Annotated in this window: 10 protein-coding genes; 3 read left to right on the top strand and 7 right to left on the bottom strand. The window is 69.5% G+C overall.

The annotated features are described in order from the left end of the window. Window positions 1-10 precede the first annotated feature (10 nt). Window positions 11-1438 (bottom strand): family 2B encapsulin nanocompartment shell protein, encoded by a 1428-nt coding sequence (locus IZR01_RS24820; protein ID WP_194925252.1) that lies wholly within the window; start codon window positions 1436-1438, stop codon window positions 11-13. A gap of 164 nt (window positions 1439-1602) precedes the next feature. Beyond that, entirely contained in the window at window positions 1603-3393 is a 1791-nt protein-coding gene (locus IZR01_RS24815; RefSeq protein ID WP_194899076.1) for a glycosyl hydrolase family 18 protein, read from the bottom strand. 366 nt (window positions 3394-3759) lie between these two features. Here IZR01_RS24815 and IZR01_RS24810 point away from each other — a divergent pair, with 366 nt between their 5' ends. After that, the gene (locus tag IZR01_RS24810; protein WP_194925251.1) at window positions 3760-5058 is read left to right on the top strand and encodes an alpha/beta hydrolase family protein; all 1299 of its coding nucleotides are present in this window, start codon (window positions 3760-3762) and stop codon (window positions 5056-5058) included. A gap of 61 nt (window positions 5059-5119) precedes the next feature. On the opposite strand, the gene IZR01_RS24805 is transcribed toward IZR01_RS24810, so the two are convergent. Both IZR01_RS24805 and IZR01_RS24800 read right to left on the bottom strand, forming a co-directional pair. Beyond that, on the bottom strand, window positions 5120-5842 hold the full coding sequence (locus IZR01_RS24805) for a group II truncated hemoglobin (RefSeq protein WP_194925250.1): 723 nt from the start codon (window positions 5840-5842) through the stop codon (window positions 5120-5122). Window positions 5843-5944: 102 nt separating this feature from the next. Next, on the bottom strand, window positions 5945-7213 hold the full coding sequence (locus IZR01_RS24800) for an alpha/beta hydrolase (RefSeq protein ID WP_194925249.1): 1269 nt from the start codon (window positions 7211-7213) through the stop codon (window positions 5945-5947). 95 nt (window positions 7214-7308) lie between these two features. On the opposite strand from IZR01_RS24800, the gene IZR01_RS24795 reads away from it, so the two are divergent. Continuing rightward, the gene (locus IZR01_RS24795; RefSeq protein WP_194899080.1) at window positions 7309-8004 is read left to right on the top strand and encodes a FadR/GntR family transcriptional regulator; all 696 of its coding nucleotides are present in this window, start codon (window positions 7309-7311) and stop codon (window positions 8002-8004) included. A 27-nt stretch (window positions 8005-8031) separates the two neighbouring features. Further along, window positions 8032-8922: an alpha/beta fold hydrolase gene (locus IZR01_RS24790; RefSeq protein WP_228560159.1), complete on the top strand. Its 891-nt coding sequence runs from the start codon at window positions 8032-8034 to the stop codon at window positions 8920-8922. A gap of 35 nt (window positions 8923-8957) precedes the next feature. Here the strand turns inward: IZR01_RS24790 and IZR01_RS24785 are convergent, their stop codons facing one another. The 3 genes from IZR01_RS24785 to IZR01_RS24775 are packed head-to-tail and all read right to left on the bottom strand — an operon-like array spanning window position 8958 to window position 12649. Further along, on the bottom strand, window positions 8958-9995 hold the full coding sequence (locus IZR01_RS24785; RefSeq protein WP_194925247.1) for an ABC transporter permease: 1038 nt from the start codon (window positions 9993-9995) through the stop codon (window positions 8958-8960). Next, window positions 9988-11601, bottom strand: a complete 1614-nt coding sequence (locus IZR01_RS24780) for a sugar ABC transporter ATP-binding protein (RefSeq protein ID WP_228560150.1) — start codon at window positions 11599-11601, stop codon at window positions 9988-9990. Before IZR01_RS24780 ends, IZR01_RS24785 begins: the two co-directional genes overlap by 8 nt. 7 nt (window positions 11602-11608) lie before the next feature. Beyond that, on the bottom strand, window positions 11609-12649 hold the full coding sequence (locus IZR01_RS24775; protein ID WP_194895382.1) for a sugar ABC transporter substrate-binding protein: 1041 nt from the start codon (window positions 12647-12649) through the stop codon (window positions 11609-11611). Window positions 12650-12658: the final 9 nt, after the last annotated feature.

Here is a 12658-nt window from a genome sequence, read left to right as displayed (position 1 = left end):
ACCCCTCCCGCTACCCGCGCGGCCGGTCGAGCTCGACGTTCTCAAGCACACCAAGCGCGTCGGGGACCAGGATGGCCGCCGAGTAGTAGGCGCTGACGAGGTAGGAGATGATCGCCTTGTCGTCGATGCCCATGAAGCGGACGTTGAGGCTCGGCTCCAGTTCGTCGGGCAGGCCCGTTTGTTGCAGGCCGACCACGCCCTGTTCGTCTTCGCCGGTGCGCATGGCGAGGATCGAGGTGGTGTGGCCGCTGGTGACCGGGATCTTGGAGCAGGGGTAGATCGGGACGTCGCGCCAGGCGAAGACGCGGTTGCCGTCCACGGTGCCGGAGGTCGGGTAGACGCCGCGCTTGGTGCACTCGCGGCCGAAGGCGGCGATGGCTTTGGGGTGCGCTAGGAAGAACTTGGTGGAGCGGCGCATTGACAGCAGCTCGTCCATGTCGTCCGGGGTGGGTGGGCCGCTGTGAGTGTGGATGCGCTGGTCGTTCGCGGCGTTGGCGAGTAGGCCGAACTGTGCGTTGTTCAGTAGCTCGTGTTCCTGCCGCTCCTTCAGTGCCTCGACAGTCAGCCGCAGCTGCTGTTCGGTCTGGTTCATCGGGTCGTTGTAGAGGTCTGCGACGCGGGAGTGGACGCGCAGTACCGTCTGCGCCACCGAGAGCTGGTACTCGCGCGGGTCCAGCTCGTAGTCGACGAACGTGCCCGGGAGCCCGGCCTCGCCCTCGTGGCCGGCCGACAGGGAGATCTCCGCCTCGCCCTTCTTGTTCGTGGGCTTGGCGCGGCGGGTGGAGTGCGACGCGAGCTGTGTGCGCAGGGTCTCGGAGCGGTCCAGCAGTTCCTGGAAGGCGCTCAGCGGGAGGGCGAGCAGGACGCCGGAGGTGGTGGCGCGGGCGCCGTAGGCCCACGGGACCGAGTCCACGACGCCGCCGGCCACCGCCTCGTCGCCCAGGTGGTCGCCGCCGGCGAAGGAGCCGATGACGGTGGTCTCGCCGTACTTGCCGGTGCCGACCTTGGCCACCTTGCCGTGCCCGACCACCAGGATCTCGGTCACCGGCTGCCCGGCCTCGGCCAGTTGCTCGCCGGCGGCGAACCGGCGCTGGGCGAAGCGGGCCGCCAGTTCGGCCAGCAGCGCGTCGTCGGCCAGGCCGCGCAGTACCGGCAGTTCGGTGAGTGTCGGTGCCAGGATCCTGATGTCCTCGCCGGCCTGGTCGACGGCGACCCGGCCGCGCCCGACGGCGTGCGAGAGCCGGCGGTTCACCCGGTAGGTGCCGCCGGACACCTGCACCCAGGGGAGTTTGCGCAGCAGCCACCGGGAGGTGATGCCCTGCATCTGGGGGACGGTCTTGGTGGTGGTCGCCAGATTCCGTGCGGCGGCCGTGCTGAGGCTGAGCTGGCTGTCCTGGCTGTCCAGGAGGAGGTCCTGCGGCATGGGATCGGTCGGCATGCCTCCACGTAACCAATGTCAGTCTTGTAGAAGCAATATGCGGCTTTGTTACTTCCTTAGAACGAGTGATTACCACCTGCCGGGATTGACGCGGCGTCCCGGCGAGCGGACGGCTGATGGGAGCCGTGATCGCCGGGACGCCGCGCCTGGCGGGTGCGAATCGGTCAGGAAATGGCGAAGTCGTCCGCGTAGACGTCGCCCTCGCCGTACCAGCCGTGGACGAACACCGTCAACTTCCCGGTGGCGTCGGTCGTGAACGGCACCGTCAGCTGGGTCCAGCCCGACGCCGAGGTCCACGTGCTGCCGCTGGCCCCGCCGCTGACGCCGACGAAGGCGTAGTTGCCCTGGACCCAGGCGGTCAGCTTGTAGGCGTGGCTCGGGGTCAGGCCGGTCACCGCCTGGTCGCACTCGCCGGTCGCGCTGGCGCTCGGCGAGATCTTCGCCGCGTGCGAACCGGAGTGCACCGGGCTGCTCACGATCGAGTCAGTGCTCTGACACGTCCAGGGGCTGACCAGCCCGGACTCGAACCCGCCGTTGACGATCGAGCCGCCCCCACCGCCGGGACCGGTGACGGTCAGGCTGTAGGTGGCGCTGTGGCTTCCTGAGGCCGCAGTGCCGGTGACGGTGATCGGGTACGTCCCGGCCGGGGTGGTCGAGGACGTGGCGACGGTCAGGGTCGACGTGCCGCCGGCCGTGACCGAGGTCGGGCTGAGACTGACCGTGGCCCCCGACGGCGCACCGCCGGCCGTCAGCGCGACACTCTGCGCCTGGCCGTTGGTGACCGCCGTGGACACCGTCGCCGTGGCGGTCCCGCCCTGAGCCAGCGAGGCCGACGTCGGCGCGACGCCCACGGAGAAGTCGTTCGTCGGCGGCGGCGGTGTGCTCCCGCCACTGGTGAACGGCTCCCAGGTGTTGCTGAAGTACCAGGTGCTCTGCGCGATGCCCGAGCAGGTGTCCGAACCGCCGGTCCCGACACAGCCGCCGTTGTCGCGCTGGAGCGCCCACATCGAGATCTCGTTGATGCCGGTGGACTGCGCCCAGTTCAGCACGGTCGCCGCGTCCGAGGTCTGGAACGTCTCGGCCGCGCCGTAGTCGTCGATGCCGGGCATCTCGGTGACGCCGACCATCGCCCACAACTGCGAGGCGGACTTGCCCGGGTAGAGCGAGGCGAGCTGACCCTCAAGGCCGGTGGCTGCGGTCTTGGTGTCGTTGGCCATCTCGTGCGTGGCGCCGTCGTAGTAGTCGAACGTCATGATATTGACGGTGTCGATGCGGGCGTTGTCGGCCACCGCGTTCTGCAGGACCGCCAGCCCGGAGTCGGCCAGGCCGCTCGTGGTCGTCGGCAGGGTGTAGCTGAACTGGACGGTGCGGCCGTTCGCCGCGGCCCAGTCCTCGACCAGTTTGATCGCCTTGTTGCGGCGGTCGATGCCGGCCGTGTTGGTCAGCGAGTTGTCCTCGGTGTCCAGGTCGAGCCGGGTGACGTCGTAAGTGGTGATGACGTTCTCATAGGCCGCGGCGATCTTGGTCGGATCGGTGCAGCTGTCGGCGATCTCGGTGCCGTTGTGGTCGGCGGTGTAGCCGCCGAACGACGGGATGACGTCGCCGCCGGTAGCCCGGATCTTGGTGATGGAGGCGCCGAAGGACGACGACGCGATCGGCATCGAGGTGTCGCCGTTCCACTCGACCGTGCACGAACCCGCGCTGGCGGTCTGGATGAACGCCATCGTCAGGTACTTCGCGCCGGACTCCTGGCTCAGCGTCGCCGGGTCGTCCCCGTTGTACGCCTCGAAGTAGGGCGCGAACACGTGCGCCGGAATGGGGGTCGCGGCCGGTGCGGCCGGAGCCGCCGGGGCGGCGTGGCCCGCGGCGCTGGACGCCAGGAAGGCGCCGGCGCTCGCGGCCAGCGTCGCCGCGGCGGTCGCGAACGCGCGCAGGTGACGGCCTGTCCGTTTCATGATGCTCCCAGGTAGCAGGGCGTTGATCAGGACTGGATCTTGAGGAGGCGGCCGCCCTGGAGGACATCATTGGACTAGACCAGAGGTCTGTCAAGGTTCCTAACAATTCGGATCGCGATGAGCTGCGGCGGGGCCGTGGCGCGCGGCCGAAGTGAATCGGATATTTACGTTGTTTTAGTGGCTAAATCCTTTTCGTCGACGCCACCGGTCTGCGGACCCTGTCATAGGGCGGTTATCCGCCCTGTCGCGGTACGGCTCTCACGAAGCATGAAACTCCTGGTAGCACCATGGTTCGAGGGGGCGCGTGTTGCGAAGATCGTGGTGTCCGAACGAACACCGCAATCGCCACATCTGAAGGAACCTTCCATGCGCAGCTCTCGTCTTCTCGCCGCTTCTGTGGTCGGGGTCGTCGCCTCCGGTCTGGCCGTCTGCACTGTGATCCCGGCCTCCGCCGCGTCCGGCTCCGCCGCATCCGCCACCTCCGCCGCACACATCAAGCCTGCGTTGTCCGCGTCATCGAACCCTGCGACCGGCCAGACCCTCACGCTCCCCGCGCCGCAAGGCCGCTACGCCACCGGCGAGTCGCAGTTCCGGCTCGTCGACGACAAGCGCCAGGATCCGTGGGATCCCACCAAGCCCTACCGCGAGCTGATGATCAGCGTCTTCTACCCGGCGGTGCACACCGCCGGCAAGCCGTTCACGAACCAGTTCCCGGCCGCGGCGGCCGCCGAAATCGGTCCCGCCCTCGACGGCGGCAACGGCCTGCCCCCCGGTCTGGTGAACTGGGCCGCGACCAAGACGCACTCGGTGCAGGACGCCGCCATGGCGCCGGGCCACTTCCCGGTCGTCCTGTACTCGCCCGGCGCCGGGGACTCGCGGGACTCGAACGTGTCCCTGGTCGAGAACCTGGCTGCGCAGGGCTACGTGGTGGTCACGATCGACCACACCGGGGAAGCGCCGGCCACGGAGTTCCCGGACGGCCACGTGGTCGGCAACGCACCGCTGCTGGCGGCCTTCAAGCAGGTCGGGAACGACCAGGCGGCGGCGACGGTCCTGCTCACCAAGGTGATGAACGTCCGCCTGGCCGACACCCAGTTGGTGCTGAACCGGCTGTCGAGCCTGCCGCACCGGCTGACCGCCGGCATGAACCTGAACGACATCGGGATGTTCGGGCACTCCGCCGGCGGGTTCGAGGCGGCGGAGACGATGTACAACGACCCGCGGGTCAAGGCCGGCGTCAATCTGGACGGCACCATGGAGTACACCGAGGACGCCGACGGCACCCACCTGAGCCAGGTCGCGCTGCACGGGCTGAAGCAGCCGCTCCTGCTGATGGGCAGCACCGGCCGCTACCCCAGCAGCATCCACGTCGAGCCGTCGTGGACGTCGTTCTGGCAGAACCAGAAGGGCTGGAAGGCGGACATCACCCTGAACGACTCCCAGCACCAGTCGTTCACCGACGCCGAGCCCCTGCTGGCGCAGCTGGCCGGCCAGATCCCGGCCTCGACGCTGACCTACGACAACGGGACGGTCGACGCGCAGCGCGCGGTGGCCGCCGACCGCGCGCTGGTCGACTCGTTCTTCAACCGCTTCCTGAAGGGCGGCAACGACCACCTGCTGGACGGCCGCGGCGCGTCGCAGTACCCGATCACGTTCATCAAGTAGTCCGCTAGCTAGTCCGCGAAGGAGTCCGCGTCCCCCTACCGGGGCGGGTTCCCCCGGCCGCTCACCCGCGGTACGGAGGGTGCCCGCCCCAGTTCCACTTCGGCATCGGTGCGTCGTACTCCTTCACGCCGGGCCGGGAGTTGATGACGGCCAGCCGCGTGCCCCACTCGATGTAGCTGACGAAGGCGGCGCGGAACTCGGGGTCGTCCGGGAGCCCGACCTCGTCGGCGGCGTCCATCAGCAGGCCGACCCAGCGCCGGCGCTGCTTCTCCTGGATGCCGCGGCCGAGGTGGCGCCGGATCATGTGCGCGTAGCCGCCGTGCTCGTCGGTGTAGGCGCTCGGGCCGCCGAAGACCTCGCCGAGCCAGATCGCGACGTGCTTCGGGTGCCCCGGGTCCATGCCGGCGAACAACGGGTAGAGCAGATCGTCCTTGAGGACTTCGCGGTAGAACGCCTCGGTCAAGCGTTGCAGGGCCTCATCGCCGCCGATCCAGTCGTACAGGCTCGGCACCGAGCCGCCGTCGCCGCGCACGGCGGTGTTCTCGTAGCGTCGCCGGTCGGTGACGTCGCCTTCGTAGCCCTTGAGGTGGTCCTCGTTCTGGGTCTTCGGCGAGGTCCAGGTGGTGCGGAAGACGTACTGCTCGGGTTCGTCGACGCCACGGGTCAGCTCGTAGGCGACGCATTCCGGTGCGGCGGCCAGCTCCTCGGCCGCGTCGGCGTAGGCGGCCTCGAACCCGGCGGCGCGCTCGGCGGGGATGCGGTAGCGGATGTACTCGACGGTCATGCGATCAGTTTTCCATGGCGGCTCCTGATCCGGGCCGATCCTCCGCGGCCACCAGGTCGCGGCTACCGGGTCGTGGCTACCGGGCCTCGGCGACCACAAGCCCTACTTCGCCCCCGGCACCTGAACCGCCTTGGCCAGCCACGGCAACTCCTGCGCGAACGCCGCCTGAGCGAACACCCACGAGTGCTTCCCGTCGCCGGTCCAGATCTGGTTCGGGATGTGGTCCTTCTTCAGCGCGCCGGACAGCTGCTGCGCGTGCTTGGGCTGCGCCGACTCCTGGTTGCCGACGGCGAACATGCCGGAGAAGCCCTTGGGCCACTTCTTGCGCTTGCCCAGGATGGTCATCGGATCGTCGGCGGCGAATTCGGCCGCGTTGCCGCCGTAGAGGGTGGCGATGGTGGAGTTCTTGTCGCCCTTATTGGGTCCGAGGTCGCCGCTGATGTCGAGGAAGTGGCCGAAGACCGCGGGGTGGGTCAGGGCCAGGGTGATGGCGCAGGTGCCGCCCATCGACCAGCCCGCGACCGCCCACTTGCCGGGGATCGTCGCGGTGCCGAAGGTCTTCTCCACGTAGGGCGGGATGTCCTTCACCAGGTGGTCCATGGCCCGGCCGGCCGGGCCGTCCACACACTCGGTGTCCACCTTGAAGCCGCCGGTGGCGTCCACGAAGACCAGTACCGGGGCGAAGCCGTGATGCGCGGCGGCGTAGGCGTCGGCGGTCTTGATGGCGTTGCCGGAGCGGATCCAGTTGTCCGGGACCGCGTACTCGCCGCCGATCATCTCCACCACCGGGAGCTTGGGACGGTGCGTGGAGCGGAACCAGGCCGGGGGGAGGTAGACGTACTCGCTGCGGTGCTGGAAGCCACTGGCGGTGTCCGGGATCTGCACCTCGACGATCCGGCCGGTCTTGGTGTTGCCGTGGATGGTGCCCAGCTGCGCCAGGCTGACCTGCTGCGGCAGCGCCTGGTCGGTCAGCTCGCCGTACATGTCGGCCAGCGTCGGGTAGTACCCGAGGCTGATGTCCAGCGCGTCGCCGGCGGTGAGCACCGCCAGCAGCATCGCCACCGGCGCGGCCGTCCGCTGCCACCAGCGCGACCCGCGCCAGCAGGCGACCGCCAGGCCGATCGCCAGCGCGAAGACCGCGAGCCAGAACCACAGCCCGAACGGCAGCGGATCGGAGATCCCCAGCGCCGTCCGCACCAGCACCGCGCACAACACGCCGAACAGAACCGAGACCCCGAGCACGATCGGCAGGCGTTTGAGCAGGAACCCGCGGTCCCGCAGACGCCGCCGTCCGATCGCGACGACGACCAGCGCCACAGTGGCCACCCGCAGGGTCCACGGCAGCCAGCCGCCCAGCAACGACACATCCACGTACCCGATCTTGGCGGCCGCCGTGTCAGATCCCGGTAAGGGTTGCCTATCCGTCCGCTCCCGCCATGGGGCCCCGACGCTGGCACAATGACCGCATGGCGGTGACTGACGAGGCGATCGAGAAGATCAAAGAGATGATCATCAAGGGTCGGCTCCGGCCCGGCGATCGCCTCCCCAAGGAGGCCGACCTGGCCGCCGAGCTGGGGCTGTCCCGCAGCTCGCTGCGCGAGGCGGTCCGGGCCCTGTCGCTGATCCACGTCCTGGACGTGCGCCAGGGCGACGGCACCTACGTCACCAGCCTGGAGCCGGCCCGCCTGCTGGAGGCGATGAGCTTCGTCGTCGACTTCCACCGCGACGACACGGTCCTGGAGTTCCTGGAGGTCCGCCGCATCCTGGAGCCGGCCGCCACCGCCATGGCCGCGCAGCGCATCACCGACGAGGAGGTGGCCGACCTGCGCGGACATCTGGCACTGATCGGCAACGCGCCGACCGTCGAGGACCTGGTGCGCAACGACCTGGAGTTCCACAGCCGGATCGCGGCCTGCTCGCGGAACGTGGTGCTCGGATCGCTGCTGGACAGCCTGTCCGGGCCGACGACGCGCGCCCGGGTCTGGCGCGGGCTGACCCAGGAGGGCGCGCTGACCCGCACCCTGATGGAGCACACTGCGATCCTGGACGCGCTGGCCGAGCGGGACTCCGAGGGCGCGCGGGCGTGGGCGACGATCCACATCGTCAGCATCGAGCAGTGGCTGCGCAAGACGTTGAGCGAGAAGCGGTCGGAGCAGGAATGAGGTGACGGCATCAGCATCGGGGCAGTGATGGAGACCGCGCACACGATCCAGGTGGACGGCACCGGCATCTACGTGACCGTGCACAGCGCCGCGGGGCGTCCGCCCGGCAGCGGCAGGGCACTGGTGTGCCTGCACGGCGGCCCGGGCATCGACGGCTCCGGGCAGCGGCTGATGCTCTCGGCGCTCGCCGATGTCGCCGACGTGGTCGTGCCGGATCAGCGGGGGCACGGTCTGAGCGACCCCAGCACGCCGGACAAGTGGGAACTGGACACCTGGGCCGACGACGTCGCCGCGATCATCGACGAACTGGGCCTGGACCGGCCGGTCGTGTACGGCATCTCCTTCGGCGGCTGGGTGGCGATCCGCCACGCCGCCAGGCATCCGCGGCAGACCGGCGGCCTGATCGTCGCGTCGATGACGCCCAAGGTGCCCTCGCCCGAGGAGATCGCGCGCCGGATGGGAGCGTTGGCAGGAGCCGCCGCGGAACAGGCATGGCTGCGCGCTCACTACCAGCCCAGCGCCGAGGCGGTGGAAGAGATGCAGCGCTTGTGTCTACCTCTGATGGCACGACGGGAGCCGAGCCCCGCCCTGGCCGCCGTCCGTGCGGCGCAATGGTTCAGTCCGCAGATCGACGCTCACTTCACCCCGCAGTACGAGATCCTGGACCTGACCCCGGAACTGCGCGCCGTCGCCGTCCCGACGCTGGTGATCCTCGGCGAGCTCGACCCCTTCGTGACCGCCGAGGCGATCGCCGCCACCGCCGAGGCCCTGCCCGCGAAGGGGCGGCTGGTCACCCTTCCGGATGTCGCCCACGACCTGTTCGCCGACGCCCCCGACACGTTGCTGCGTGAGGTGCGGGATTTCCTGGTGGATGTGGTGGGCGCTGCGGACGGGGTGGACGAGGCGGGGCTGCCTTAACAACGACTGTCGCCCCACCCCGCCTCACACCCCGTCTAGTCTTGCGCGGCGCCGGAGGTGTAGCGCGAGACGATCAGTGCCACCAGGATCACCACACCGTTGAAGAACTCGATGTCCTGCGCCGAAACGTGCCCGAACGTCAGCACGTTCTCGATCAGCTTCAGCGTCAGCACCCCGGTGAGGGCGCCGAACAGCGAGCCGCGGCCGCCGTTCATGCTCACGCCGCCGATCACCGTGGCGGCGAAGACCTCGAAGATCTTGCCGGTGCCCTGGCTGGCCGAGGCCGAACCGAGGCGGCCGGTGTAGAGCATGCCGGCGAACGCCGCCAGCATCGAACCGATGATCAGCACGATCCAGACCGTGCGCTCCACCCGGATCCCGGCGGCGCGCGCGGCGCCCGGGTTGCCGCCGATCGCGTACAGCGACCGGCCGTGGCGGTACCAGCCCAGGGCCGCGATGCCGACGGCGAACAGGACTCCGCAGACCCAGACCGACGCCGGCAGGCCACCCCACTCGGCGTTGCCGATGTAGGCGAACGACGGCGGGAGGGTGAAGATGGTCTGCCCGCCGTCGATCACGATCACCAGCCCGTGCAGCATGGTCAGCATCCCGAGCGTGACGACGAACCCGTTGAGATTCATCTTCAGGATCAGGAACCCGTTCACCGCCCCGATCGCGGCTCCCACCAACAGGCATATCGGGATCGCCAGCCACTCGACGCCGAACCCGAGCCCGTTGAAGCGGTTCCCGGACGTCGGCAGCACCAGCCACAGCGCGATCACCGGGGCCAGCGTCACCGTCGACTCCAGCGACAGGTCCATCCGGCCGCTGATCAGGATCAGCGCCTCGGCCAGGACCAGGACGCTGAGCTCGGTCGACTGCTGGAGCATCGCCAGGAAGTTGTCCGAGGTCAGGAAGTTCGGCGACTCGATGAAGCCGATCAGGATCAGCAGCGCCATCGCCGGCAGCAGCGAGAACTCGCGCAGCCAGCGGGTGCTGATCCGGCGGGACCGAGCCGCCGGATCGGCCGGCGGGGCCGAGGCCGCATCGGACATAGTCGTGGCCTCACTCATGGCCGGGCCTTTCGTTCGCGATGTTCTGCTGTTCGCGTTCTGCGATCAGCGGGTCGTCGGTGCCGGTCCCGCTCAGTCCTTCCACCGCCGCGATGAGTTCGGCATCGCTCCAGCCGCTCGGGAACTCCGCCACGACCGCGCCCTTGAACATCACCACCACCCGGTGCGCGATGCGCAGGTCGTCCACCTCGTCGGAGACCAACAGGGCCCCGCAGCCGTCGTCCGCGGCCTGCCGCACGGTTCCGAGCAGCGACTCCTTCGACTTCACGTCCACTCCGGCGGTCGGCCGGATCAGGACCAGCGCCTTGGGCGAATTGGCCAGTGCGCGGCCCATCACCACCTTCTGCTGGTTCCCGCCGGACAGCGCGCCGACCGGCTGGTCCGGGCCTTCGGCCTTCACGTCCAGCCGCTCCATCAGGGCACTGCCGGCCCGCCGCAGCGAATCGCCGGTGAAGAATCCGTGCCGGGCCAACCGGTCCATCGCGGTGAGCGTGATGTTCTCGGCGATCGGCCGCATCGGGACCACGCCTTGCGCGTGCCGGTCTTCCGGGACGAAGCCGAGCCCGGCGCGCAGCGCGTCCGGGACACTCCCGGTCCGCACCTTGCGCCCGGCCACTGTCACGCTGCCGCCGCTGGGCCGGTGCAGTCCGGCGACCGTCTCGCCGAGCGCCACCACGCCGGAGCCGCCCGCGCCGGCCAGGCCGACGATCTCGCCTTCGCCGACCGTGACCGAGAAGTCCTCGTACACACCGGCCAGACTCAGGTCCCTGATCTCCAGCGCGGGCTTCGCCTCGGCCTTCGGGGTGTACTCCGCGACCGCGAACTCGGCCCGCTCCGACCGGTCCTCGCCGGTCATGGCCTCGATCAGGGCGTCCTTGTCGAGTCCGGCCACCGGCGCGGTGAGGATGTGCCGGGCGTCCCGGTAGACCGTCACGGTCTGGCAGACCTCGTACACCTCGGCCAGGTGGTGCGAGATGAACAGGAACGCGACGCCCGAGTCCTGGAGCCGCCGCAACCGGTCGAAGAGTCCGGCGATCTTCGCGCCGTCCAGCTGCGCGGTGGGCTCGTCGAGGATGATGAACTTCGCCCCGAACGACAGCGCCCGGGCGATCTCCAGCACCTGCCGCTGGTCCACGGCCAGCGTCGAGGCCGCGGCGCTCGGGTCCACGTCGATCTCGTACTCGGCCAGCAGGTCGGCGGCGCGGGCCCGCAGCGCCCGCCAGCTGATCCGGCGCAGCCCGTCCGACTGCCGGTTCAGGAACAGGTTCTCGGCCACCGACAGCGTGGGGATGATCGTCGATTTCTGATACACGCACGCGACCCGGGACTGCCAGGCCGCGCGGTCGGACAGCGGCGGCGCGTCGTGGCCGTCGAACAGGATCTGCCCGCCGTCCGGCCGGGCCAGCCCGGTCAGCAGCGATACCAGCGTGGACTTGCCGGCGCCGTTGCGGCCGACCAGGGCGTGCGCCTCGCCTGGGGCGACGGAGATGTCGACGTCTATCAGCGCGCGGGTGGCGCCGAAGCTCTTGGAGACGGCGATCGCCGTGGCGACCCCGCCGACGGGGCGGCCGGTGGCGCCGGCCGCCCCCAGGTCTTGCGTCGTCATCGGTGGATCACTTGCCCAACTGGTTGGCCCACAACGACGGGTCGTCCACGTTGGCCGCGGTCACCAGCGGGGCGGGCAGCTGGTCCTCCAGCCCGTTGGGGATCTTGATGATGGTCGAGCCGTGGTCGGTCGGGCCGGGGGAGAAGGTCTTGCCCTCGGCGGCGGCCTGGGCGTAGAAGAGCCCGTATTTGGCGTACAGGTCGGCCGGCTGGGAGATCGTGGCGTCGATCTGCCCGGCCTTGATGGCCTGGAACTCCGCCGGGATGCCGTCGTTGGAGATGATCGTGATGTGCTTGGGGTCGGTCGGCGGCACCAGCAGGTGCTTTTGCTGGAGCAGCGCGAGCGTCGGGGCCAGGAACACGCCGCCGGCCTGCATGTAGATGCCGTTGATGGTGCCGGCGTTGAGCGCGTCCTGGAGCTTGGACGCCGCGACGTCGCCCTCCCAGTTGGTCGGCTCGGCCTCCACCTTGATGTTCGGGTAGTTCTTGCTCATGCAGTCGCCGAAGGCCTGGGACCGGTCGCGGCCGTTGATCGAGGTCAGGTCGCCCTCGAATTCCACGACGGTGCCGGTGCCCTTGAGCTTGCCGCCGAGGAACTGGCACGCCTTGGTGCCGTACGCCTGGTTGTCCGCCCGCACGACCATGTAGACCTGGCCCTTGTCCGGCCGGGTGTCCACGCTGATCACCGGGATGTGCTTGCTCGCCAGGTTCTCCAGGGTGCTGGCGATCGCGCCGGTGTCCTGCGGGGCGATCAGGATGACCTTCGCGCCCTGGCCGGTGAGCGTGCTCACGTTGGAGACCAGGACGTCGGTCTGGTTGTTGGAGTTCGTCGGTGGCAGGGCATTGATACTGCCGGACTTGACGTCGGCGTTGACGTACTTCGCGTAGCTGTTCCAGAAGTCGGAGTCCGACCGCGGGAAGTCGATGCCTATCTTCTTGTCGCCGGAGCCGGACTTGGAACCGCCCCGGCCGCAGGCGGCGGCGCTCAGGCCGAGTGCCGCGACGGCCGTGAGGGCCAGAACTGTTCTCGACGTACGGTGCAGCCTCATGTCCGTCCT

This window comes from Catenulispora pinisilvae (genome assembly GCF_015356865.1).
GTDB lineage: Bacteria > Actinomycetota > Actinomycetes > Streptomycetales > Catenulisporaceae > Catenulispora > Catenulispora pinisilvae.
The sequence above is the reverse complement of the archived record's forward strand: the minus strand, read 5'-3'. Positions and strand labels throughout refer to the sequence as shown.

Bases quoted from the DNA above. Each gene is read 5' to 3' on its own strand.
- IZR01_RS24820 (WP_194925252.1), bottom strand. From the start codon at position 1,438: ATGCCGACCGATCCCATGCCGCAGGACCTCCTCCTGGACAGCCAGGAC.
- IZR01_RS24815 (WP_194899076.1), bottom strand. From the start codon at position 3,393: ATGAAACGGACAGGCCGTCACCTGCGCGCGTTCGCGACCGCCGCGGCG.
- IZR01_RS24810 (WP_194925251.1), top strand. From the start codon at position 3,760: ATGCGCAGCTCTCGTCTTCTCGCCGCTTCTGTGGTCGGGGTCGTCGCC.
- IZR01_RS24805 (WP_194925250.1), bottom strand. From the start codon at position 5,842: ATGACCGTCGAGTACATCCGCTACCGCATCCCCGCCGAGCGCGCCGCC.
- IZR01_RS24795 (WP_194899080.1), top strand. From the start codon at position 7,309: ATGGCGGTGACTGACGAGGCGATCGAGAAGATCAAAGAGATGATCATC.
- IZR01_RS24790 (WP_228560159.1), top strand. From the start codon at position 8,032: ATGGAGACCGCGCACACGATCCAGGTGGACGGCACCGGCATCTACGTG.
- IZR01_RS24785 (WP_194925247.1), bottom strand. From the start codon at position 9,995: ATGAGTGAGGCCACGACTATGTCCGATGCGGCCTCGGCCCCGCCGGCC.
- IZR01_RS24780 (WP_228560150.1), bottom strand. From the start codon at position 11,601: ATGACGACGCAAGACCTGGGGGCGGCCGGCGCCACCGGCCGCCCCGTC.
- IZR01_RS24775 (WP_194895382.1), bottom strand. From the start codon at position 12,649: ATGAGGCTGCACCGTACGTCGAGAACAGTTCTGGCCCTCACGGCCGTC.